The sequence below is a fragment of the Sagittula sp. genome, from assembly GCF_052825245.1.
Map to the genome: position 1 here is coordinate 84,286 of NZ_JBRBWD010000044.1, position 23,498 is coordinate 107,783.

The 23,498-nt window shown below is 64.7% G+C and carries 21 protein-coding genes, 1 pseudogene and 1 riboswitch; of the genes and pseudogenes, 3 read left to right on the forward strand and 19 right to left on the reverse strand.

The genetic code is table 11. The annotated features are described in order from the left end of the window. Positions 1-4 precede the first annotated feature (4 nt). Positions 5-976, reverse strand: a complete 972-nt coding sequence (locus ACU0DV_RS19420) for a CaiB/BaiF CoA transferase family protein (RefSeq protein ID WP_446269903.1) — start codon at positions 974-976, stop codon at positions 5-7. A gap of 11 nt (positions 977-987) precedes the next feature. Then, a pseudogene (locus ACU0DV_RS19425) lies at positions 988-1,653 on the reverse strand (IS110 family transposase); the annotation flags it as partial. Between the two features lie 346 nt (positions 1,654-1,999). Next, positions 2,000-2,189, forward strand: a riboswitch (cobalamin riboswitch). 102 nt (positions 2,190-2,291) lie between these two features. Here ACU0DV_RS19425 and ACU0DV_RS19430 point away from each other — a divergent pair. Genes ACU0DV_RS19430 through ACU0DV_RS19440 form a run of 3 tightly spaced genes read left to right on the forward strand, consistent with a single transcriptional unit; the run spans position 2,292 to position 5,115 of the window. Then, a complete protein-coding gene (locus tag ACU0DV_RS19430) occupies positions 2,292-3,302 on the forward strand; it encodes an ABC transporter substrate-binding protein (protein WP_446269904.1) in 1,011 nt (336 codons plus the stop codon). Further along, entirely contained in the window at positions 3,299-4,357 is a 1,059-nt protein-coding gene (locus ACU0DV_RS19435) for a FecCD family ABC transporter permease (RefSeq protein WP_100931329.1), read from the forward strand. Before ACU0DV_RS19430 ends, ACU0DV_RS19435 begins: the two co-directional genes overlap by 4 nt. Then, positions 4,354-5,115 carry an ABC transporter ATP-binding protein gene (locus ACU0DV_RS19440; protein ID WP_446269905.1) on the forward strand — a complete coding sequence of 254 codons (762 nt, stop codon included), beginning with the start codon at positions 4,354-4,356 and terminating at the stop codon, positions 5,113-5,115. Before ACU0DV_RS19435 ends, ACU0DV_RS19440 begins: the two co-directional genes overlap by 4 nt. A 251-nt stretch (positions 5,116-5,366) precedes the next feature. On the opposite strand, the gene ACU0DV_RS19445 is transcribed toward ACU0DV_RS19440, so the two are convergent. The 17 genes from ACU0DV_RS19445 to ACU0DV_RS19525 form a co-directional block, all read right to left on the reverse strand. Continuing rightward, entirely contained in the window at positions 5,367-6,656 is a 1,290-nt protein-coding gene (locus ACU0DV_RS19445) for an MFS transporter (protein ID WP_446269906.1), read from the reverse strand. Positions 6,657-7,010: 354 nt separating this feature from the next. Continuing rightward, entirely contained in the window at positions 7,011-7,622 is a 612-nt protein-coding gene (locus ACU0DV_RS19450; RefSeq protein WP_446269907.1) for a transporter substrate-binding domain-containing protein, read from the reverse strand. Continuing rightward, positions 7,619-8,377, reverse strand: a complete 759-nt coding sequence (locus ACU0DV_RS19455; protein ID WP_446269908.1) for an HpcH/HpaI aldolase family protein — start codon at positions 8,375-8,377, stop codon at positions 7,619-7,621. Before ACU0DV_RS19455 ends, ACU0DV_RS19450 begins: the two co-directional genes overlap by 4 nt. After that, positions 8,374-9,156: a 2-oxo-hept-4-ene-1,7-dioate hydratase gene (hpaH, locus tag ACU0DV_RS19460; RefSeq protein ID WP_446269909.1), complete on the reverse strand. Its 783-nt coding sequence runs from the start codon at positions 9,154-9,156 to the stop codon at positions 8,374-8,376. The genes ACU0DV_RS19455 and hpaH overlap by 4 nt, the downstream gene beginning before the upstream one ends. Before the next feature lie 6 nt (positions 9,157-9,162). After that, the gene (locus tag ACU0DV_RS19465; RefSeq protein WP_446269910.1) at positions 9,163-10,056 is read right to left on the reverse strand and encodes a dioxygenase family protein; all 894 of its coding nucleotides are present in this window, start codon (positions 10,054-10,056) and stop codon (positions 9,163-9,165) included. Continuing rightward, positions 10,053-11,087 carry a Gfo/Idh/MocA family protein gene (locus tag ACU0DV_RS19470; protein WP_446269911.1) on the reverse strand — a complete coding sequence of 345 codons (1,035 nt, stop codon included), beginning with the start codon at positions 11,085-11,087 and terminating at the stop codon, positions 10,053-10,055. The genes ACU0DV_RS19465 and ACU0DV_RS19470 overlap by 4 nt, the downstream gene beginning before the upstream one ends. Before the next feature lies 1 nt (position 11,088). After that, positions 11,089-11,526 (reverse strand): type II 3-dehydroquinate dehydratase, encoded by a 438-nt coding sequence (gene aroQ / locus ACU0DV_RS19475; protein WP_100931338.1) that lies wholly within the window; start codon positions 11,524-11,526, stop codon positions 11,089-11,091. Position 11,527: 1 nt separating this feature from the next. After that, positions 11,528-12,325, reverse strand: a complete 798-nt coding sequence (locus ACU0DV_RS19480) for a sugar phosphate isomerase/epimerase family protein (RefSeq protein ID WP_446269912.1) — start codon at positions 12,323-12,325, stop codon at positions 11,528-11,530. Further along, positions 12,322-13,026, reverse strand: a complete 705-nt coding sequence (locus ACU0DV_RS19485) for a GntR family transcriptional regulator (protein ID WP_283983932.1) — start codon at positions 13,024-13,026, stop codon at positions 12,322-12,324. The genes ACU0DV_RS19480 and ACU0DV_RS19485 overlap by 4 nt, the downstream gene beginning before the upstream one ends. Before the next feature lie 599 nt (positions 13,027-13,625). After that, positions 13,626-14,795 (reverse strand): M20 aminoacylase family protein, encoded by a 1,170-nt coding sequence (locus ACU0DV_RS19490; protein WP_100931341.1) that lies wholly within the window; start codon positions 14,793-14,795, stop codon positions 13,626-13,628. A gap of 3 nt (positions 14,796-14,798) precedes the next feature. After that, on the reverse strand, positions 14,799-15,326 hold the full coding sequence (locus ACU0DV_RS19495; protein ID WP_370312694.1) for an L-2-amino-thiazoline-4-carboxylic acid hydrolase: 528 nt from the start codon (positions 15,324-15,326) through the stop codon (positions 14,799-14,801). An 11-nt stretch (positions 15,327-15,337) separates the two neighbouring features. Continuing rightward, on the reverse strand, positions 15,338-16,669 hold the full coding sequence (locus ACU0DV_RS19500; protein WP_446269913.1) for an NAD(P)/FAD-dependent oxidoreductase: 1,332 nt from the start codon (positions 16,667-16,669) through the stop codon (positions 15,338-15,340). Continuing rightward, on the reverse strand, positions 16,666-18,288 hold the full coding sequence (locus ACU0DV_RS19505; RefSeq protein ID WP_446269914.1) for an aminotransferase class V-fold PLP-dependent enzyme: 1,623 nt from the start codon (positions 18,286-18,288) through the stop codon (positions 16,666-16,668). Before ACU0DV_RS19505 ends, ACU0DV_RS19500 begins: the two co-directional genes overlap by 4 nt. Positions 18,289-18,298: 10 nt before the next feature. Then, positions 18,299-19,942, reverse strand: a complete 1,644-nt coding sequence (locus ACU0DV_RS19510) for an ABC transporter ATP-binding protein (protein WP_446269915.1) — start codon at positions 19,940-19,942, stop codon at positions 18,299-18,301. Beyond that, the gene (locus ACU0DV_RS19515; RefSeq protein WP_100931345.1) at positions 19,939-20,814 is read right to left on the reverse strand and encodes an ABC transporter permease; all 876 of its coding nucleotides are present in this window, start codon (positions 20,812-20,814) and stop codon (positions 19,939-19,941) included. Before ACU0DV_RS19515 ends, ACU0DV_RS19510 begins: the two co-directional genes overlap by 4 nt. After that, the gene (locus tag ACU0DV_RS19520; protein WP_370312697.1) at positions 20,811-21,800 is read right to left on the reverse strand and encodes an ABC transporter permease; all 990 of its coding nucleotides are present in this window, start codon (positions 21,798-21,800) and stop codon (positions 20,811-20,813) included. Before ACU0DV_RS19520 ends, ACU0DV_RS19515 begins: the two co-directional genes overlap by 4 nt. Positions 21,801-21,916: 116 nt before the next feature. Then, positions 21,917-23,498: ABC transporter substrate-binding protein (locus tag ACU0DV_RS19525; protein ID WP_446273565.1), on the reverse strand; the 1,582-nt coding region annotated here is incomplete at its 5' end.

Here is a 23,498-nt window from a genome sequence, read left to right on the forward strand (position 1 = left end):
CCGATCAGCTGGAGGAGCTGTTGGCTGTCCGGGTCGTCACGGTTGAACTTCGCGTCGAAGGCGGGACGCATGACCGCTTCCATCGCCTTGTTTTCCGCCTCGGTGGCAACGTGCACCTGAACGCCCTTCGCTTCGAGATCACCCGGCGCAGCGGCAATGCCTTCTTGCCCCGGTACTCGGAGGTGAAGAGCCCGCCGGGCCTGTTCACATGCGGATCGTCATACATCTCGGCAGGACGGGAAACCGGGGCGAACAGCAGGTCGTTGGCCTCCATCACCTGCACCATCTCGTCGAAGGGCCGTGCAACGATCACCGCCGCAATCTGCGGCAGGGTCCAGTCACGCGCTCTGATCTGGTCGGGGCGGGTCTTCAGACGGTCATCCGCGAGCAAGTGCTCCAGCCCGAGCCCGATGCACAGTTTCTCCCACTGCCCGTCCGTCGCCGCGCCCACGAATATCTGCCGCCCGTCCGCCGTTTCGAACAGGTCGTAGATCGGCCAGGAGAACACCCGCTCGGGCATCGGCGGGCTTTCCTCGCCTTCGATGTCGAACTGCACCATGTGCTGGGCCACCAGCAGAAGGCAGTTCTCGAACAGGCCCGAACGGACCGCAGCCCCCTGCCCGGTCTTGCCGCGCTGGATCAGCGCGCCGAGCACGCCGTAGGCGGCAAACAGCCCGCCCATGATGTCATTGGCAGAAGACCCGATGCGCAACGGACGCCGCTTTGGCCCGGTCAGGTACGCCATACCGGTCATCATCTGCACCACCTCGTCCATGGCTGCGCGGTGTTCGTAGCGACCCTTCAGAAAGCCCTTGCAGGAGGCGACGACAAGCGCGGGATGGCTTTGCCGCAGCTGGTCCGGCGCGAGCCCCATCTTCGCCAGGGTCTCGTCTCGGAAATTCTCGACAAAGACGTCCGCGGTCTCCTGCAGCGCGCGCAGCGTTGCGAGGTCATCTGCATCCTTGACGTCCAGCACAACGGATCTCTTGCCGCGACCACGCCAGTCCCGGGCATCGACATTAGGCGCAGACAGACCGGATCGTCATGGGCAGGTTGGCGGACATGGCGTTCAAGGCCTGCCAGTTCTCGTCGCAGCGCTGCCCGCGCGCGAAGCATGGGTTCGGTTGCCGCTACCAGCATCGGATTACCTGCCGCCAGTTCGCGTATACGATGTTCGAATAGGCCACGGGATATAGTGCCAACCTTGAAGCCAAAGTTCCGCAGTAGCCCGCGCAGGGACATTTCAAGCGTGATGAACCCTTGCTGCACCGCCTTGCGAGCGGTGAGCACAGCGCGAACCTCTTGTGCGGAGACTGATTTGCAGTGAACCGGTCGGAACCAGCCGAGGTGCGGCAGGCGTGCGATCCCTTCGGCATCCCGGCGGTCCGTCTTGATCGGCATGGCCTTCAAGGCGCCTTTCACCTGCCGGGTTTCCATCAGCACGACAGGGAGTTCAGCCGCGGACAACCCGCGATGCAGCCATTGCGACAGGGGGCCAGCTCCGAGCCCGATAGCCGCAGCTTCCCCGTCCTGATCGCCGATCCAGAGCAACAGCGCCTCGGGCTCGCTGGACACCTCCGCCTCCCTCACGATCTTCCCATGCTCGCTGATCACGCAAATTGCGGTCTTCTCAAGCGACACATCCAGCCCAATTCACAGCTTCATCCCGCAGTCCTCCATGTGGATCCGATACGGGAATGGCGCCAGCTTGCCCTCGATCTTGCAACGATAATGGGCGGGTCGCGAGACAGGCCCCGTTACGGCATCTCATAGCCACTAGATGGCAGCAGCGGCGAAAGCGATGGCGGCAATGGCGGATCGCGTGAACTGCCGGAATGGGCCTGCAGCGACGGCGCGCCAGAGGTGACCTTTGGCCTGCCCTTGCCGCACCGCCGCAGATCCGCTCCGAGCCTAATTTCGCCTTTCAGACGCACTCGCCATCCTCGGCTTCGGCGATTGCGTTCGTGCCGCCCCGCACTTGCCGTGCATCGGGAACTATGCCAGAGATTGCGGCGTCGGTTTCCTTCGGGAATTGAAAGGGAATCCGTTCCGGCTTCGGCCGGCAAACGGAACTGCCCCCGCAACTGTAGGCGGTGAGTGCCTCTCGATGCGCCACTGGGTTCGTCCCGGGAAGGCGAGAGGCGCTGTGACCCGTCAGTCAGGAGACCTGCCGACATGAACGAAACCACGACCGGACGGGGTGTGCCGAGGCGGGAAACATGACGTGGCCGCCGGGTCGCATTCCGTTTCGCGTCTTTCCCCTGATGGTCCTCTCTGACGGGACGGATCGGATGAGACAGACCTTGATGACGGCCGCGCTGTTGGCCAGCGCCGCGACGGCGCTGAACGCGCAGCAAACGAACTACCCCCTGACACTGACAAACTGCGGGCTCGATGTGTCGTTCGACGCCGCACCGGACACCGTGGTGACGATAGGGCAGTCCGCGACAGAGATCCTCTATTCGCTCGGCCTCGCGCCGAAGGTCTCGGGCACCTCGGTCTGGTTCAACCCTGTCTTGCCGGAGTTCGCGGAGGTCAACGAGGCGATCGAGCGGCTGGCCGACAACGACCCCAGCTTCGAGAGCGTGGTCGCGAAGAAGCCCGGGCTGGTCGCCGTGCAATACGAATGGCATGTGGGCGAGAGCGGCAACGTCGGCACACGGGAGATGTTCCACGACATCGGAATCCCGACCTACATCCTGCCCGCCGATTGCGACACCAAGGACAATTCCACCGGAGGCGATGGCACACGCGTCGGCGCCTTTGAGACGGCCTCGATCTACAAGGGCATTCGGGAGCTGGCGGAGATATTCGACGTGCGCACCGCGGGCGCAACCCTTGTCTCGGACCTTCAGGCGACCGAAGAACGCGCCATTGCCCGTGCGGAAGGCCTAGACCTGCCCGAGAACCTGTCGGCCGTGTTCTGGTTCTCCTCCGCCGACGTCGAAATGGATCCCTATGTCGCCGGACGCCTCGGGGCGCCGGGTTACATGATGTCCAAGCTGGGGATCGAGAATGTCATCGCCTCCGACGAGGAATGGCCGACAGTGGGATGGGAGAGCATCGCCCGGGCCGACCCGGACGTGATCGTCATCGCCTACATGGACCGCCGTCGCTTTCCCGCCGACGACATCGAGAAGAAGCTGGAGTTCCTGCGCACCGATCCTGTCGCAAGCCAGATGACGGCCGTACGCGAGGACCGGATCGTGCAGATGGATGCGCACGCCATGAGCGCGACGATGCGGTCGATCTACGGGCTGGAAACGCTCTCCGAAGCCCTTTCGAAGATGTCCTTCGAATGACCATGGCGGCCACACCCGCGCGCATCACGGTACGGCACGGGCTCTGGCTCGCGCCTCTTCTGCTTGGGGCCACCATCCTTGCAGGTACGGCAATCGGCGAGACCAGTCTGCCCTTTGCCGTGGTGTGCCGGACGCTGGCCAACCATCTGTGGGGCGCGGGCTATCCGGTCGACGGGATCGAGGCGGGCATCATCTGGAGTTACCGCCTCCCGCGGGCGATCGTGGCCGCCTGCTGCGGGGCTGGCCTCGCCCTGACCGGGGTCGTTCTTCAGGCGCTGCTGCGCAATCCGCTAGCCGATCCCTACCTCATGGGCTTGTCTGCAGGTGCCTCGACGGGGGCGGTCCTCGTGTCGGTCGCGGGCATCGGAGGCGGGGCAATCTCGATGTCGCTCGGTGCGTTGTCCGGAGCGCTTGTTGCCTTCGGATGCGTCGTGGCTTTGGCCCACGCAGTGAACGGAAGCGCGGGTGGCGGGCGCGGGACCCAGGCGGCGGCCGCAATCATCCTCGCCGGGATCGCCGGCTCGCAGATGTTCAACGCTCTGACCGCCTTCACCATCGCCCGTTCCGCCAATGCCGAGCAGGCGCGCGGCATCATGTTCTGGCTCATGGGCAATCTGTCGGGCATCCGCTGGGATGACGTCGGGGCCTGCACGGCCGTCTCCCTCGGGGGTGTCGCGCTATGTCTTTGGCACCGGCGTGGGCTTGATGCTTTTACGTTCGGTGCGGACGGAGCCGCATCCATCGGGATCAACGTGCCGGCCTTGCGCGGCAGTCTCATCACCGTCACCGCCATCATGGTTGGGGTGCTCGTTTCCAAAGTGGGCGCGATCGGCTTCGTTGGCCTTGTCGTGCCGCATGCCATGCGCTTTCTCGTCGGCACACGCCACGACCGGCTGGTCCCCGCCTCGGCGCTGGCGGGTGCGGTGTTCCTTGTCGCGGCAGACGTCATCAGCCGCATCATCGTCCCGGGGCAGGTCCTGCCCATCGGTGTGGTGACCGCGCTGGTCGGCGCTCCGGCCTTTGCGCTGATCCTCATCCGGGGAGCGCGGCGATGAGGATCGAGGTGCAGCGCATGTCGACCCGCGTGCACCGCACGCCCCTGCTTGAGGACATCTCGGTTTGCGTAGAGCCCGGGGAACTTGTCGGTTTCATCGGCCCTAACGGCTCTGGAAAATCCACGCTCATGCGTTGCCTCGCGGGACTTCGGCGTCCCACAACGGGCCGCGTCCTGGCGGAAAACGAGGAGATAGGGCGGATGCCTGCCCGCTTGCGCGCCCGGCGCATCGCCTTCGTCGAACAGCAGGCCGAGACGACGGACCGCCTGACCGTCCGGGAAGCGGTGAACCTGGGGCGCACGCCCTATCTTTCGCCGCTGCGAGGCTGGGGGAGCGAAGATGAGGCTGCCGTCGATGATGCCTTGAGAGCCGTGGAAATGGCCGCCTTTGCCGAACGTCTCTGGCACACCCTCTCGGGCGGCGAACGTCAGCGCGTCCATATCGCCCGCGCACTGGCGCAGACGCCGGACCTGCTGCTGCTGGACGAGCCCACGAACCATCTCGACATACGCCATCAACTCTCACTCATGGCTCTTGTCCAGGCCCTGCCAATCACCCGGGTCATAGCGCTCCACGACCTCAACCAGGCCGCGGCCTGTGACCGGATCGGGGTGCTCAGCCGGGGCCGACTGGTGGCAATGGGCCGTCCACACGAGGTGCTCAACGAGGCTCTGCTGGCCGATGTATTCGGCGTCGCGGCGGTGCGCCACGCGGCACCCGACGGATCGCCGCGCCTCCATTTCTCCCATGCCCTATAGCGGATAGGGCATCTTCATCGCCTCTGTCACCGGCCAGTCCCAGTCCGAGCGCGCTGCACATCCCGCCACCTGCCGGCGCAGCGCGGCCAAAACGCGGCCTCCATCGCCGAAGTGCTGCCCAACGGAGCCAAGCACTTCCTCGGTCAGATCAATGCGGAGATCGCTGTGACCTTCCACCTGCCCTTGCAGCACCGCCGCGAGTCCGCTGCAAGCCCACTTCTTACCGACGATGCATGTCGCTCAAATGATCGCTATTCAATCTCTGCGGCGAGCCGTTTGGCGAGGATGCCGAGCAGGATCACGGCAACGACAAGAAACGCGGCGCCGACGATCCAGGCCGCAGGTGTGGAGTAGGCCTCGGCGACCGCTCCCACCAAGACCAGACCCAGAGCTGCTCCGAGTTGCTGTATCAGCGACCTCAGAGACAGCATCGTGGATCGCTGGCGGTCTTCTACGCATCGATGAAGAATACTGCTGGCGGGCGTCTCGGATACGCCAAGGAGAACCGAATACAGGATGAAAACCGTCGCAAAGCCCGCGATGCCGTCCTGAAGGGCAAACGCGACCTGAACGCCCGCCATGCAGGCGAAAGCCGCGGCAAGGGTGATCGCGTGCCGTCGTCTGAAAATCCGACTGATGTACGGAGACAGAGACGCGCCGAATGCGATTGAAAAGAAATAGGTGGCGGTCAGGACACCGATGACCGTGTTCGCATAACCTTCCTCCAGCATCGGTTTTGCATGGGTCGGCCAGATCACTTCGACCGGGTTGGTCGCCATCAGGAAAAACGCCAGAGCCGCCAACAGCACCGACAACGCCGGATGTCTGAGGGCAAGACGACCTGCGTCCCCGATCACCTGCGGTACAGTTGCAAACCCCTGTTTCAGGGCTTGAGGGTTCAACGGGCGCGGATCCTCCATGATGACAAGCAAGGTGTAGGTGAACACCCCAAGCATCACGGCAAAGCTCGCGGCGTAAGAGACGTCGTAAACGCTGAAACCCAGACTCTCTGCCACCGGCCCAAAGAGATCGGGCAGCACGCCCCCCAAGACAGCTCCCACCGCCAGGCCCATGGCATTCGCCCACTGCGCTTTTGCGAGAGCGGGCTGAACGTCCACGTTCGGCGCAGCGGCTCGGAAGGTCTCAACGAACCATGCGTCGAGCGTGCCCGACCGCAGGGCTCGCCCGAAACCGATGAAGGCAAATGAGAGCGCGAGAACGTAGAAATCGCGCGTCGAGAGAAAGAGTGCCAGAGAGACCAGGCTGGCGACGACTGCGGCCAGGAAGACCGGCTTGCGTCCAACGTTGTCGGCCAGTCCGCCGAACGGAAGTTCCATCGCCATGGTCGTCAGTGAGTAGACGCCAAACAGGAGCGAGATCTGGAAGAGGTCCATGCCCCGATCGGACAACGCCAGTGCAACGACGGCAACCGTCAGACCCATCGCAAAACGATCAAGAAACTGGTGGACCTGAAACACCCGGATGTGCCGTCTCGCCGGACCGGTCAGCGCAGCAAAGGAGAAGTCTGTTTCTGTTGCCATGGCCGCACCTTCGGCTTCGAAGGCGACTAGCGCAATACTGCGCCAGAGCTCGGGTCCATCTTGCGTGCATCAAGCGGCGCTTCGAACACGCACGGAGAAAACCCTGTCTGTCAGTACTGCGGACTTTCGCAAGCTGACCAATGCTGCTCGCAGTCGCCGACGGCCAGCAATACGCTCCGCACGGCCGAGTGTTCAGGTCCCCATGTCCCCCGCCGCAGCATTTGGTGACCCTAAGCGGAGTGTGATGGCAAGGACGCGGTTTTGATCAAGCTTTTCACGCCGTGGTGGCGCGGATCTTCTCAAGGTGACGTTGGGTCCCAAGAGCATTCGGGATAGTGCACTTTACGGCAGGTCTCAGGACAAGCGCGCCTTGTGAATGGCGATCTCGACAGTGTCCAACAGGGGGGCCGCTTCCGGGGCGAGCGCCACCGCCTGAGAGATTATGGCGAAATCGTCCTGGAGCATCCGGGTTTCCGGGAAAGGTCTGTCGGCAAAAGTTGCGCGCAGCCCCGCGAGTGCCGGAGCGTCGCCATCGGCAAAGCGTTGTCTCGCGTCTGCGGCGCTTTCTGCGGCGATCAGGCAGCTTTCGGGAACGAGGCGCGTAAGATTCCCGTGGTAGGCTGCACCCGCCACCGAAAGGATCGATTGCCCCGTCGCAACGAACTCCGCAAAGGTTCTTGCGGGATTGTCTGCGCGGAGGAGCAGGGTTGCACGGACCTGCAGGTATGGTGTGCTGAAACGCATCAAGTGGGCACGTTTCGGATCGGCAGCGAGGAAGGCCATGTCCCAGCCGCTGCCGATGTCTTGCAAGATGCTGCGCGCGTCGGGGTATCCCTTCAGGGTCACGTCGCCAAGCGCCTCGGCGATATGACGCGCCACCTCTGCGGCAGGGCCGGTAAAGACGCCGTCGTGCAGTTGCACCACGGCGCGGTTGTTCAGATTGAAAGCGATGCGCAGAGAGGTCATGCCCATTCCGCTCGGCGGGCGCAGGCCGCGCGCCGCAGCATGCCGCTGTCCACGTCGACGGCGACAAAGGCCGCGCCCGCGCCCCTGGCCTCCTGCAGAAAAGCCTGATCCAGCGACAGGATGCCAGAAGGCACACCGAGCACCTTGAGCCGGGCCATGGCGTCGAGGATGGCGGCCTTGACCTCCGGATGCGAGGGCTGGCCCACATGGCCAAAGCTGGCGGCGATGTCTGCCGGTCCGAGGAAAACGCCGTCGACACCGGGCGTGGTGGCGATCTCTTCGAGATTGTCCAGCGCCGTACGGGTTTCCACCTGCACCAGAAGGCACAGCTCTTCGTTGGCCCGTTGGGCGTAGCCCTGTACCGCGCCGAACCGCGTCGCTCGGGTGATGCCGGACACGCCGCGAATGCCTTCGGGCGGATAGGTGATTGCAGCCACGGCCTGCCGCGCTTCCTCGGCATTCTGGACATAGGGGATCAGAAGGGTCTGCGCGCCCGCGTCCAGGAGTTTCTTGATCTCCACCGGGTTGTTCCAGCCAGGGCGTACCACTGGGCTGACGGGGTAAGCCGCCAGCGTCCGCAGCCAGGCCAGCGCATCCGCCGGGCTGGCCGTCGAATGCTCGAGATCGAGCATCATCCAGTCATACCCGCACCCGGCGAGGATCTCGGACACCGTGGGATCGGCCAGAGAAGACCAAAGGCCGATCTGCACCTCCCCAGCCTTCAGCCGGGATTTGAAGCTGTTGGCCGGCATCATTCGAAGGACACTCCGATCGCGCCCAGAGGCCCGTAATCGGCAAAGATCACATCGCCGGAGCGGATGTCCACGGGCCGGGTGAAGGACCCGCCCAGCACGATGTCGCCCTTCTTCAGACCGCTGCCGAGCGGCGCGAGCTTGCTCACCAGCCATGCCAGCCCCGCGGCCGGATGCCCCATGACCCCCGCCGACAGGCCGGTTTCCTCGATGTTGCCGTTCTGCGAGAGGGTCGCGCCGAGCCAGCGCAGATCGACGTCGAAGGGCCGCACGGGGCGTCCGCCCAGCACGATCGCGCCATAGGCGGCATTGTCGGCGATAGTGTCGACGATCTGGCGCGGCACCTCCGTGCGGTAGTCGATGATCTCCAGCGCCGGGGTCACGTATTCCGTGGCACGCAGCACATCGTGCACCTGGCACCCCGCGCCTTCCAGGTCCGCACCCATGACAAAGGCCAGCTCGACCTCGAGCCGCGGCTTGATGAAGGTCCCCGCGCTGATCCGCGCCCCGTCCCGATAGAGCGCGTCATCTAGGATCACACCGTAGTCCGGTTCCGTCATCTTGGACGCCTGCTGCATCGCGCGGGAGGTCAGGCCGATCTTGCGACCGACGATCTTCGCCCCGGCGGCAATCCGCGCTTCGGCCCAGCGGCGCTGCACATCGTAGGCGTCCTCCAGCGTCATGCCGGGCCATTGTGTCGAAGGCTGCACGCAGACTTCGCGGGTCTGCTCTGCCTTCAGGATCGCATCGGCAGCGGCCTGGCGTTCGGTGTCACTCAGCATGGGAACTCACTTGATCGGAGGAATGGGAAGCTTGGATTCGCCGGGCTCCAGCACCAGCGTATGATCGAGACTGAACCACTGGCCCACGTCGCCGTCGACGGGATGATGTTCGTCATGGGCGGTCAGCTCGCCCACCAGCGCACGGGTCACGCCGAACTGCACATCCGTGTGCAGGTAGTCGGTGTCATCGACGTAAATCTGCGAGATCAACGTCTTCAGCCCCGGCTTATGCGCCAGCACATGCACATGCGCCGGACGGTACGGGTGACGGTTCTGCGCCTCCAGCAGCCGGCCCACGGTGGTGGTGGTCGGGATCGGGTAGCCCACGGGCCGAACCGAGCGAAACCGCACCACGCCGTCCGCGCCGGTCAGGAACTTGCCGCGCAAGTTGTACTCTGCCTGGCTGTCGTCCTGGTTCTCGTAGAGCCCCACGGGCGAGGCGTGCCAGATGTCCACCTCAAGCCCTTTGATTGGCTGGCCCTCCTTGTCGACAAAGCGGAAGCAACCGTCCAGACGCGGCCCCGGCGTCTCCGACCGGAGGATCGAGCCGCCGTTTTCGGTCAGCGGATGGTTCAGCCGCCAGAACGGCCCCAGCAGCGATTGCGTCGTTTCGGTGGTGCCATTGTCGCCGTTGTTGAGCAGGCAGACCAGCGAAGACACCCCGAGCGACCCCGCCATCAGAACGAACTCGTTGTGCTTGTCGTTCGACTGCTGCCCCATGGTGTTGAGGATCTTCGTCGCCTGCTGGAACTCGGCCTCGGTCAGCCGGACGTCACGGATGAAACCGTGCAGATGGGTGATCAGCGAGGTCATGATCTCGCGCAGGCGCGGATCGGTGGTCCGGGCCATGACGTCCTGCACGGCTGGCGTGACCTCAGATACGCCGGAAAGAATGGTCATCGGTCTACCTCCACAGTTTGGCCGGTTGCGGCGGACAGCTTTACCGCCTCGATCACCGCCAATGCGGCGAACCCGTCGCGGCCAGAAACGAGGGGCGCTTCTTCGCCCCGGATCACGCGGCCGAATTGCTCGGCCTGAAGGATCAACGGGTCAGAAAAGTCGAAGAGCAACTTAGAACCGGAGATGGGCTCCCACCACGAGCGCTTGCCCGGGTTCTGCCAGAGCGTCAGGTTCGGCAGCGAGAGCGAGCCTTCGGTGCCGCCGATCCAGTAACAATCCTCGGCAGTTGCTGGATAGGCAGGGTTCTCGCGGGCGGTCAGCTCCCAGCTCCACGGCGCAACGGCGCTGTCACAGACATTGACTGTTCCGAGAAGTCCGCTGGCAAAGCGCAGCAGGATCACGGCAGTCTCCTCGACTTCGTTCCTGCGGATCACATTCGACTCCGCCGCATGGACCGAAGCGACCGGACCGCAGAAATGTTGCAGCAGGTCGATGTCATGGATGAGATTGAGGTAGACCGGCCCTGCCCCCTTGCGCCGCCGCCAGTCGACCTCGAAATACTCTTCAGGCTTCATGAACCAGGTAGTGCCATGGACGCTGGCGATCTGTCCCAGCACTCCGTCGTCCACCAGCGCCTTCGCCCGCGCGATCAGGGGGTTGTGGCGACGGTGATGGCCGGTGGCAATGGCGACTCCGGCGTTCTCAGCGGTCTCTACCACAACGCGGGCGGAGGCGAGGTCGGTGGTCAGGGGCTTCTCGATAAGAACAGGCAAGCCCGCGGAGATGCAGGCCAGCGCACCGTCCGCATGCATGGTGTTGGGTGTAGAGAGAATGACACCCTCCGCGCTCTCCGAGGCAAAAAGCGACCCAAGATCGGGCAAACAGGGCACGCCGAGACTGGCGGCATAGGCCTGCGCATCAGGGGCCGGATCAACGATGCAGGCGAGCTCGACGTTTTCTGCCGCCCGCACCGCTGCGGCATGGCGTCGGCCGATCAAGCCCGCGCCGACAACGGCAATCTTGGTGTTCATCTCAGCGGGTTCCTGCAAGCTGGCAGATGCGGCGGATGCCGGCGACGTAGCCTTCCAGGCCAAGGCCCGCGATCACACCGTCGGCCCGGTGCGACACATAGGAATGATGGCGGAAGGCCTCGCGCTTGTGGACCTGGCTGATGTGGACCTCGATCACCGGCGGCTCATAGGTGTTGAGCGCGTCGAGAATGGCAATCGACGTATGAGTGAAGGCGCCGGGATTGATCACGATGCCGCAGGTCGTCTCGCGGGCTTGGTGAATCCAGTCGATGATGTCGCCTTCGTGGTTGGACTGTTCCAGCCGGGTGTTGAAGCCCTCGGCGCAGGCCTCTTGGCACAGGCGCGCCACGTCATCGAGCGTCTCGCGCCCGTAGATCTCGGGCTGGCGTTTGCCCAGCAGGTTCAGGTTCGGGCCGTTGAGGATCAGGATGTCAGGCATTTCACAGTTCTTTCAGAAGGGCCGTCGTGGCGGCGTGGATGGCACGGGCGCGGGTCAGCGGATCGCGTTCGTCTGAGGCATTGGGCAGCTCGACCGAGATCACCGCGTCGTCTGGCAGCGCGCGCAGGGACTCTGCCAGAGGCAGCGCACCCTCGCCGGGCAGCAGCCGCCCGCCACGGGCCTCGGCCAGCAGCGCGTCGGTGGTTTCGGGCACGGGCAAGGGCGCGTCGCAGATCTGGACAGAGCGCAGCAGGCGGGGCGCGATCTGCCGCAGATCGTCGGTCGTGCCGCCGCAGCGCGCATGGTGCAACGTGTCCACGAGATAACCGGCGTTGGTGGCCCCGCTTGCCTTGATCAGGCCGAGACAGGCGCCGGGTCGGTTCACGCCGCGCCACTTCATGCACTCGATGTCCACCGACAGGCCGCGTTCCCCCGCCAGCGCGCAGACACGCGCAAATCGTTCTGCCAGTGCGGGGAAGACATCGGCGCAGGTGTTGACTCGCTGCCCACCCAGTTGCGCCGCCGCATCCAGCGCGGGGATCAGCGCCTCGGCGTCGAACCCCGCGTCGATCACTACGGTTTCGATGTCGTAAAGGCCGATCCCTTCGCCTTCCATGACGCGGGCCAGCTCGCGCAGGCCCGCCGCGTCGGGCAGCCAGTTCAATTGTCCGGTGGCAACAGGGTGGAACCGAAGGCCTACAAAGCCGAAGCCCGCCTGCCGCGCCAGCCGCACCAGATCGACCGGCGAAAGGTCGAGAAACGTGAAGTGCCCAAGGCCGATGCCGTTCAGCGCATTCATTGCGGGGTCTCCGGCAAGGAGGCCACGATCAGCCGGCGCAGGTTGTCGGTAGAGCGGGTGATATGTCCTGTGAGCAGCGCGCAGGCTTCATCCGCGCGGCGCTCCACAGCGGCCTGTGCGATAGCGGTGTGCTCGTCTATGACTTCGCGCTGGATCGCCGTGGCCTTGAGGTAGATCAGCCGGTAACGGTCGTTCAGCGCGACAAGCTGGTGATACATCTTCATCAGCAGCGGCATGTCGCAGCGGGCGATCAGCGCCTCGTGAAAAGCGTTGTTGGCGGCTTCCCAAGCCGTAAGGCTCGCCGCATCCCCCGGCACGCGCAGCGTGCGGTTGAGCCGGTGCAGCGCGCCCATGACCTCGCCTTCCCATTCCAGCCCGCCATTGGCGATGGCGCGGCGCAGGGCATAGGGCTCCAGCTCGATCCTCAGCGCGGCGACCTCGTCCAGATTCGCCACGGAGATCGGGGTAACCGTGTAGCCCTTCATGGCCTCTGCCTCGACCAGTCCGGTGGCGACCAGCCGATTCATCGCCTCGCGCAGCGGCGACAGCCCGACGCCATGCTGATCGCGCAGACGGTCGAGATTCAGCTTTTCTCCGGGTGCAAGCCGACCGTGCAGGATGTCCTGACGCACCCGCGCCTCGATCCGGGCGGCAATCGTCTGCTTGGCGGCAGGATACGGTTGGTTTGCGGGATGGGCCATGGGCTGTCCTCCTGAGCGGAAGTCATATGAGGTCAGGATAACCCATGTAAACATCAAAAGTTCATCAATCTACGAATAATCGATTATTCTGGGAGGCGCAATTTAACGCGCCCCAAGCGCGCATCGTTTAACCGCGCCCCCCTCGCCCTGCTTCTGGCCGCGGAAATCCTGCCTGTCCTGCACCTCTCCGCCGTCAACACCTAAACGGAACGGCCCGCTACCGCGCGGACCGCGTCATTGGTCCCACGGTTGACGGCTTTGCCGCCTTCGAGCCGCATAGGAACGCGACCCTCTTCGCAGCTGGCTTGGAGCTGGGGGCCATCGTAGTTGGCGATCCGGGAACGTCCGTTAAGAGCTTGATAGATTTGGCCCCGGCAGGTTCCTCATGCGGACCGGCCGAGGCTTCGATGCCGCGCAGATAAAACGCCCGGCATCGTGAACCAGCCGGAAAAATCCGGCTTCCGGCAATCCTGAGTCGGGTCACCGGTCAGTATGTCACCGGCTCGCAGGGTCTTGTCTCATGTCGTGGCCAAGCGCATGCAGCGAAACTCCCATGCGTAGCCTGCAATTGGATTTCCCAACTGCGAGCCCGTCTGCCGTCAAGCCGCCGGGAGACGCTGACGCACCAGCGTCGTCCAGTACGAGCATCCCCAGCCGATCACGTCATCGTCGAAATCGTATTCCGGATGATGCAGTCCCGCCGAGGGACCGTTGCCAATGTTGATCATCGCACCGGGAACCTCGTTCAGCATGAAAGAGAAATCCTCGCCGCCCAACACCGGCGCCATTTCGAGATCGACGCGGTCCACACCAGCCACTTCCTGCGCTGCCTGTGCGGCCAGGTCCGTTTCGCGCTCATGGTTCACTGTCACGGGGTAGTGGCGGATATAGTCGACCTTTCCGGTCGCACCGAAACCCGACGCGATATTCTCGACCAAGCTCTTCAGCCGGGCCTCGACCTGATCGCGGACCTCCTCGCGCAAGGCGCGCACCGTGCCGGTGATTTCTGCCGTCTGCGGGATGACGTTGAAGGCGTTTCCGGCCTGCATGGTGCACAGGGACACCACGGCGTTGTCCATCGGGTCGATTGTGCGCGAGGCGATGGTCTGCACCGACTGGATGATCGTTGCCGCGACCGGCAGAGGGTCGATGGTCTCGTTCGGCTTGGCAGCGTGACCGCCGCGCCCTTCGATGGTGATGCGGACCTCGTCGACCGAGCCCATGATCGGGCCGGGCGCAATCGTGAATTCGCCCACCGGCATTCCTGGCCGGTTGTGCATCCCGTAGACCTCGTTGCATGGCCAGCGGGTGAACAGACCGTCTTCGATCATTGCCCTGGCGCCTGCCCCGCCTTCCTCGGCCGGCTGGAAGATCACGATCACCGTGCCGTCGAAGGCGCGGCTTTGGGCCAGGTGTTTCGCCGCGCCCAAGAGCATCGTGGTATGGCCGTCATGGCCGCAGGCGTGCATCTTGCCGGGCACCTTCGAAGCCCATGGCTTGCCTGTGGCCTCGTTGATCGGCAGCGCATCCATGTCGGCGCGCAGCCCGATCATGCGGCCACTCTTGTTGCTCTGGCCGTGGATCACCCCCACGACGCCCGTACGACCGATGCCTTCGACCACCTCGTCGACACCGGCGGCGCGCAGGGCCTCGGCGACGGTGGCGGCGGTGCGGACGGTGTCGTAGAGCAGTTCGGGGTTCTGGTGCAGGTCACGGCGAAAGGCGGTGAGGGTTTCCAGTTCCTTGCCGACCCAGTTCTCGATGGCCATGGTTCAGCTGTCCTCTTTCTTCATGCGGAAACGGAAATCGCAGTGGCTTGCGCCCTTCATGATGGTCTGGGTGCGGGTCAGTTCGATCTGCGGGTTGTAGCCGATGCAGAAATCGCCGTCCCGGTTGCAGGACAGCAGGTGGCCGATGTCGCCGAGACCCATTTCCTTGTACATCTCGGAATAGCGGCAGCGCGTGACGTTGAAGTCGAGCTTTTCCTCGGTGGCTTCCAGCGTGTCGATCCGCAGCGCGTCTTCGCGCGTCCAGTTCGGCTGGATCGCGGCGAAATCCGTCAGGTCGGGGGCGTGGCCCAGTTGCTCGGCCAGTTGCTTGCCCTGCTCGATGGCGGAGCGCGAGCATGTCTCTCCGATCACCGCCTCGGCCTCCTTGCGGCCCGAGCGTTCGGTGATGACGTCCAGCACGTGCTTCAGGATCATCGCCTCGATCCGTCGACGCAGGAGGATCGGAATGTCGTGAACGCCCGTCGCCGAGGTGCTGTCCGGAGCGGTGGATGTGTCGGTTGTGTCAGTCATTGCCTCTGGTCCTATGATTTCGGTTCGCTCAGATCCTTGCGCTTGAGCCAGGCAAGGTAGGCCGGCGCGATGTGACGCAACACGCCCTGTATCGGAAAGGGTTGCGGATCGGTCGCCGGAAGCGCCAGTTCGCGCGGATCGGTACCGGTTACGGCGCGGGCCAGCTCTCGGCCCATGGCGGTGCCGAAGGCGACACCCCGCCCGTTGCAGGCGGCCCAGGCCCAGCCGTCCGGTCCGATCTGGTGCACGCGAGGGAAGCGGTCCCAGTTCATGCCGATGTAGCCCGACCAGACGTGGGTCATTGTCGGAGTGCCCAGCTCGGGGAAGGCCTCGGCCAGGCTGCGCGCGGCCTTGCGCTGCACCCGGCCCGCCACGTCGTGCGGTCCGATCACCGCGCCGCCGGTGATGAGCCGGTTGCGCGCGTCGTAGCGGAAGAACCGCAGATCGCCACGCGTGTCGGACACGGCCTGCCGCCCCGGCAGAATACGGCCGCGCAGGTTGTCTCCCAGCGGCTCGGTGGACATCTGCCAGCTCAGCACCGGAATGAGCGAGCGCGCGATACGCGGGGCAAGGCGCGGTTTCACCTCGCCGGTGTAGGCATTCGTGGCCAGGATCATCGCCCGCGCCTTGACCGTCGCACGGTCGGTGCGCAGCACCCAGGCCGCGCCCTCGCGCCGGTAACTGTCGACCGGGCTGGTCTCGTGGATGGTCACGCCCAGGCCTTCGGCGGCGCGGGCCATGCCGCGCGCAAGTGCCAGCGGATTGATGTGTCCGCCCGTGGGATTGAACATGCCGCCATACCAGAAATCGCTCCCCAGCATCCCGGCGGAGTCTTCTGCAGACATCAGCTGCGCGGGAAAGCCGTAGCGTTGCCAGGCCTCGACCCGCTTACGTGACAGCGCCACACGACCCGGGCTGTGCGCCGGCTGGAACCACCCGGTCTGTTCTGCTTCGGCGTCGATCCCGAACTCTCGGACGAGATCAAACAGGGTATCGGCAGAATTGCCGATCAGATCGACCACGCGTTTCCCGGCATCGCCGTATCGTGCGACCCAGGCGTCCGGCTCTGCCGCCGTCAGGACCGGGATCACCTGCCCGTTGTTGCGCCCCGAGGCACCCCAACCCACGGCTTGCGCCTCTAGCACGGTGACGGAGTGACCGCGCCGCGCCGCCTCGATGGCGGCCGACAGGCCGGTGAACCCGGCACCGATGATGGCGATGTCGGTCTCGATCGTCCCGGTCGCGGCAGGAGCGACGTCCCGAGGCGGCGCCGTCTGCGCCCAGAGAGAGGGCGGAAACTGCACCGTTGGATGTCGATGCGAAGCGGCGTCGTCGCGCATCATGCCTGCTCCATCTCGACCGGGCGCGCAACCTCATGCGGCAACCAGAACCAGCGCAGCTCCTCTTGTTCCGCTGTCATCTGAAGCTGCTCCGGATCGGTGGGAACCTTTGACAGGAGCGCCTTGGCCTCTGCCATCGCGACCTCGAAATCGGGGGCCTCGCCGGTCGGGGCCGCATCGCCGTCCCACAGGTCCGAAAACCGTGCGGGCGGCGTATCGGCAACGCCGGCACGGGCGCGCCAGACACCATCCTTCAGGTCCAGCCTGTACAGTGGCAGCAGCGCCAGCCCGTGCCGCGCCACGAATTCAACCGCCCGCGCGATGCGATCCACGTCCGCCTCTTCGAAGAACCAGTTCACCCCCAGCCGGGCCCAGCCGGGGCGGAAGGCGGAATAGCCAAGCTGCACTTCGCGTTCGTGGCGTTCCGTGGTCTCGCGGTCGATGCCCAGGAGATGGTGGCCATAAGGCCCCGCACAGGAACACCCGCCGCGCGCCTGGATGCCGAACAGATCGTTAAGCAAGGCGACGACGTAGTTGTGATGCAGCATCCGCCCGCCGACCCGCAGGTTGAAGGAGAAGATCCCCACCCGTGCAGCGCCGACAGGCCCCAGCAGTTCCAACCCCGGAATGGCGCGCAGGGCGCATTCCATCCGCTCTGTCATGGCCAGTTCGCGTTCCTCGACCTTGTCCTCGCCGACCGTGCGCTTGAGCGCAAGAACCATGCCCGCGCGTATGTTCTCGATAATCGCGGGTGTCCCGCCTTCTTCGCGCCGTTCGGGGTTCGTGACGTATTCATGGTGGTTTTCGGTAACGTAGGACACGGTCCCGCCGCCTGTCACTGTCGGCCGTCCGGTGTCGAGAAAGGTCCGGTCCGCAATCAGCAATCCCGAGGCGCCGGGCCCGCCCGCATACTTGTGCGGGGACACAAAGGCCGCGTCGATCCGGTCCGCCGCACCGGGGGCGCTTTCGGCCAGCGAAATCTGCATGTAGGGACCGGCGGCGGCGAAATCGGCCACGCACCAGCCGCCCTGCGCATGCATCAGCCGCGCGATGCCGCGCAGGTCGCTGACCACGCCGGTGACGTTCGAAGCCGCGGCGAAGGCTCCGATCTTCAGGGGGGCGTCCGGGTAGGCCGCGAGCCGCGCTTCCAGCGTTTCCAGGCAAATCGCGCCGTCCGTGTTCAACGGGATACGCTCGATGCTGGCCCCGGATTCGCGCCACGGCAGATCGTTGGAATGGTGCTCGTAGGGGCCGACAAAGACGACTGACCGCTTGTCTAGTCCGCGCAGCAACAAGGCGCGCACCAGCTTGTCCGCCGCCGCCGTCGCGCCCGACCCGGTGAAGATCACCGCGTGACCATCATCGGCCTCCACCGCGCGGCGCACTGCGGCGCGGGCCATCTCGCGCAGCTGGGTGGTGCGGCGCCCGGTAAAGGACGTTTCGGTGTGGGTGTTGCCGTAGAACGGCATTACATGGGTCCGGATCGCATCCTCGATGAAGGTGAGCGAACGCCCGGACGCGACGTAGTCGGCGTAGATCAGACCCCGCGGACCGAAGGGCCCGGGGATCGGAGTGCCTTCCCCGATCAGCGATTTTCGAATGTCTGTGATCTCGACAGTCATACAAGTTACCTCAGGCGGCGTTTGTTTCGATGCGGGGCGGCGTCCAGTCCCGCCCCGGAATGGAAGACAGAAGGTTGCGCGTATATTCGTGCTGCGGATCGGCGAAGACGGCGGCGGTCTCGCCCGCTTCGACGATCTCGCCGCGCTGCATGACGATGATCCGGTCGCAGAGCTGTGCCGCCACCCGCAGGTCATGCGTGACGAACAGCAGAGACAGATCCATCTGGTCGCGCAGATCGGCCAGCAGGCGCAGCACCTGCGCCTGCACGCTGACGTCCAGCGCCGAAACCGGCTCGTCCGCGACGATCACCTTCGGGCGCAGCGCGAGGGCGCGGGCAATGCCGATGCGCTGCCGCTGCCCGCCCGAAAACTCGTGCGGAAAGCGCGTGGCCGCGGCGGGCGACAACTCCACCAGTTCCAGCAGGTCGCGTGCCTCGGCGCGGGCTTTGGCGGGATCGGCGCCGTGCACGATGGGACCCTGCGCGATCAGGTCGACCACACGCTTGCGCGGGTTGAGCGAGGCCATGGGGTCCTGGAAAACCATCTGCACGTGCTTGCGCATCGCCCGCATCTCGCGCGGGGTGCAGGCCAGCAGATCGGTGCCGTCCAGTTCGACGGCGCCGGAGTCCGCCTCGAGCAGGCGGGTCACGATGCGCGAGACCGTCGTTTTGCCCGACCCGCTTTCCCCCACCACGCCAAGGGTTTCGCCCTTGCGCAACTCGAAGGTCAGGTCGTTGACAGCCGTCACCGAGCGGCGCTTGCCGCTGAAGAACCCGCCGCGCGCGGCAAAGGTCTTTTTCAGGTGCGTTCCCTTCAGCACCACCGGCGCACCCTCGAAGGATTTCGGCGGCGGCGGGATCAGCGCCGGGACCGAGCCGATCAGGGCTTTGGTATAGGGATGGCTCGGCGCATTCAGCACCTGGCTGGCCGGGCCGGACTCGACCATCTCGCCCTGTTGAAGGACAACCACATGATCGGCGATCTGGGCCACCACACCGAAATCGTGCGTGATAAAAAGGACGCCGGCGCCCTCTTCGTCCTGCAATTCGCGGATCAGTTTCAGGATCTGCAACTGCGTGGTCACGTCCAGCGCGGTGGTCGGTTCGTCCGCGATGATGAGGCCCGGTGAAAGCGAGAGCGCCATGGCGATCATCACGCGCTGGCGCTGGCCGCCGGACACCTGATGCGGATAGGCACTGTAGGCCGACTCCGGGTCGGGGATATGCACCCGCCCCAGCAGTTCGAGCACGCGCGCCCGCCGCGCCTTGCGCGACAGGTCCGTGTGCAGGCGCAGGACCTCGTCCATCTGCCAGCCCACGGTCTTCTGCGGATTGAGCGCTGTCATGGGCTCCTGGAAGATCATGGACACCAGATCTCCGCGGATCTTGCGCATCTCGGCCTCGGTTTTGGACAGCATGTCCTGCCCCTGGACCGAGATCGCACCGCCGGCGACATGGACGTGCGGTTCGGGCAGCAGACGCATGATCGCGCCCGCTGTGAGCGACTTGCCAGAGCCGCTTTCGCCGACCAGGCAGACCACCTCTCCCCGCTTCACCTCGAGGCTCAGCCCGTCGAGCGCATAGGGCCGGTCGGAGCCTTTGGGCAGGGCGATGCGCAGATCCTCGATCTTCAGGGCGGGTACGGAGTCCGTCATTTCTTCTGCCTCGGGTTCAGTGCGTCGTTGAGCCCCTCGCCCAGCAGAGAGAAGGACAAGACGGTCAGGATGATGGCGATGCCGGGGATGGCCGCGCAGTACCAGGCGCTGCGCAGAACCGCCCGCCCCTGCCCGATCATGTTGCCCCAGCTTGCGTAGTTGGGATCGCCGAGCGCGAGGAAGGCCAAGGCACTTTCCAGGAGGATCGACAGCGCCATGACCACAGAGGCGTAGACCACGATGGGCGGGATCGCGTTCGGCATGATCTCCTTGAAGATCATCGCCGTGTGCGAGACGCCCAGATTGCGCGCCGCATCGACGAACTCCCGGTCGCGCAGGGCCATGAACTCGGCCCGGACCATGCGTGCGGGAGCGGTCCAGCTCACGATGCCGATGGCCAGCGCGATCCATTCGATCTTTGAACCCAGGATCGCCACCAGCGTCAGCAGCAGCACGAAGCTGGGGACCGTCTGGAACGCCTCGGTGATCCGCATCAGAACGTCATCGACCCAGCCACCGAAGTAGCCCGACAGGGCGCCGATCAGGATGCCGATGGCAATGGAGATCAGCGTCGCCACGACGCCGACCAGAAGCGAGATGCGTGCGCCGTAGAACAGCATGGCCAGGATGTCGCGGCCAAGCTGGTCGGTGCCGAGGGGCACCGCCGCATCCACGAAGGGCGGGGTCAGCGGCGCACCGGCGCGGGCCAGAGGATCGTCGGGTTCGATCACCCCGGCCAGCAGCGCCATGGCGACGACGACAGCAAAGAGGATCAGACCCAGCAAGGCGGCGCGGTTGCGACGGAACCGGCGCCAGAGGACCACGGCGCGGGACGGCTCGGGGGGCGGGAGTTCGGTTGCGGCAAGGCTCATTTCAACTGGATCCTGCTATCGAGACGGGCATAGAGAAGGTCGGTGGCAAAGTTCACCACGACCACGATGATCGAACACAGGAAGATGATCCCCATCAGCGTGTTCATGTCGCGCTGGATCACCGACTGGTACGCGAGCTGCCCGAGGCCCGGCAACGAGAAGATCGTCTCGACGACGACCGACCCGCCGAGAACGGTCGAGAATTGCAGGCCCAGCAGCGTCACCACCGGAAGAAGCGCGTTGCGCATGATGTGGTGGACCATCAGCCGGGTTTCGCCCGCGCCTTTGGCCTTTGCGGTGCGCACGTAGTCCAGATCGGCCACTTCCAGGACCGAGGCGCGCATCAGCCGCAGGTAGAAGGACAGGTAGATGAGCGACAGTGCGAGGGTCGGCATGACGAGGTGGCGCGCCACGTCCACGACATGATCCCAGCCGGTGTAGAACCCGGTGATCGTCTTGATGCCGCCCACCGGCAGCCAGCCAAGCTTGACCGAGAACAGCAGGATCATCATGAGCGACAGGAAGAAGCTGGGGGTCGCGTAGAAGATCAGCCCGAGCGTCGAGATCAGATTGTCGGTCGCAGAATAGGCGCGTCGCGCGGCGATCGCGCCCAAAGTGATACCCACGATGAAGGCGACACCCAAGGACGTGGCCATCAGCAGCAGAGTCACGCCAAGCCGGTCCATCAGGACGGTCGAGACGGGCTGTTCATAAACGAAGGACCATCCGAAATCGAAACTCGCGAGCTTGGCCATGTAGCGCCAGAGCTGCACCCAGACCGGCTGGTCCAGACCGTACTCGGCCCTCAGACGCTCGATGAAGGCGGCGTCGGCCCCGCCCATGTCACCGACCAGCGCATCGACCGTATCTCCGGGGGCAAGCTTCAATAGCAGAAAGGTGCCGATCATGATCAGGATGATCACCGGCACGGCCTGTATCAGACGCCTCAGCGCGTAAGAAAGGATCGGAGGGATTGGCAAGGACATAGCAGAGCTTTCCTGAGCACCGCCGCGCAGGGCGCCGCGGTTCGGGTTCGATATGACCGGAGAAACAGAGGCAAATTGGGGCGGGCCACTGATGGCCCTGCCCCGGGTCTGGATGGTTACTCTTTGATCCAGAGGTCATACCAGCTGCTGGAATTCCAGCGCGGCGTGTTGTGGTGGTTCTGCAGCTTCTTGTTCGTGACCGAGATGAACGGATGCTCGATGGCAAAGATCACCGGCAGCTCTTCCATCGCACGGCGCTGGATCTCGTGATACAACTCGGCCCGCTTTTCCGGGTCCAGTTCCGATGCCGCGTCGTCGATCAGCGTATCGACAGTCTCATCCTTCCAGCCGAACTGGTTGGTCCAGGGGCTGCCCTCGGGCAGACCGGAACGCAGCCACACCATGGTCGAGACGGCCGGGTCGGACCGGAACTGGTGCCAGCCATTCGCCGTGTCGAAGTCGTGGTCACGGTAGACGCCGTTGAGGAAGCCGGGCGCGTCGTTGTTCAGCAGCTCGACGTCGATATCCAGCTCCTTCATCGCCTGGGCAAAGTACTCACCCCAGAGCTGCGTGTATTCCCCCCACGGCGCCGGACGATGGCGCAGCTTGAAGCGGAAGCCATCCTCTTTCACGGGATAACCGGCCTCGTCCAGCATCTGCTTGGCCTTCTCCACGTCGTAGGGATAGGTCGGCACGTCGTCGGTGTAATTCTCGCCGCCCGTCGACGGCACCGGCCCCCGGCCCGGCTTGGCAAAGCCGCGCATGATGTTCTCGATCGCAAAGTCGATGTCGAGGCCGTGATAGATCGCCCGGCGGACGTTCACGTCGGCCAGGATCGGGTTGCGGTGATTGAACTCGATGGTGGAGTGGGCGACGTTGTTTTCATAGCCCTTGGTACCGACGTCGAAACGATCATCGTTCGACAGCCGCTCCACATCGGCCATCGAGATACCGATAAAGCCGGATTCGTGGATTTCACCGGCTTCGAGCGCCGCGCCCGCCGCGGACTTGTCACGGATGAACCGCCAGACGATCCGGTCGAGATAGGGATATTCCTCGCCGCGCCAGTAGTCGTCGTTCCGCTCGGCCATGACATATTGTCCCCGCTCGTATTCGACGAACTTGAACGGGCCGGTGCCGACCGGCGCGGTGTTGAACTCGTTCTTGAGGATGTCCGTGCCCTCGAAAAGATGCTTGGGCACCGGGTGACCCAGATCGGGCATCGCCGCGACGAACAGCTCCAGCGGCATGGGTTTGGAATAGTTGAACACCGCTGTATGCGGATCGGGGCAGTCGACCGACTCGAGGTTGGCCTGAAGCGAGGAGGAATAGTTCAGCAATTCCTTCCACATGTTCATCGCGGTAAAGGCCACGTCATCGCATTGAAACGCTTCGCCGTCATGCCAGTTGACGCCTTCGCGCAGCTTCACCGTGATCTGCTTGCCATCCTCGGTCGAGGACCATTCCGTCGCCAGCACCGGCACATAGCCGTCATAGCTGCGGTCGATCAGCGGCTCGATGATCTTGCCGCTGATTTCGTACACCCCGGTCGAGGCGCGCAGCGCCGGGTTCAGCGTGCGCTGTTCGCTGGCCATGTGTACGACCAGCGTGCCGCCGCGCTTCGGCTCCTCATCCTGCGCCAGCGCAACGCCGGCGCCAAGGCCGAGCCAGGCGCAGCCAAAGGCCACTGTGCACTTC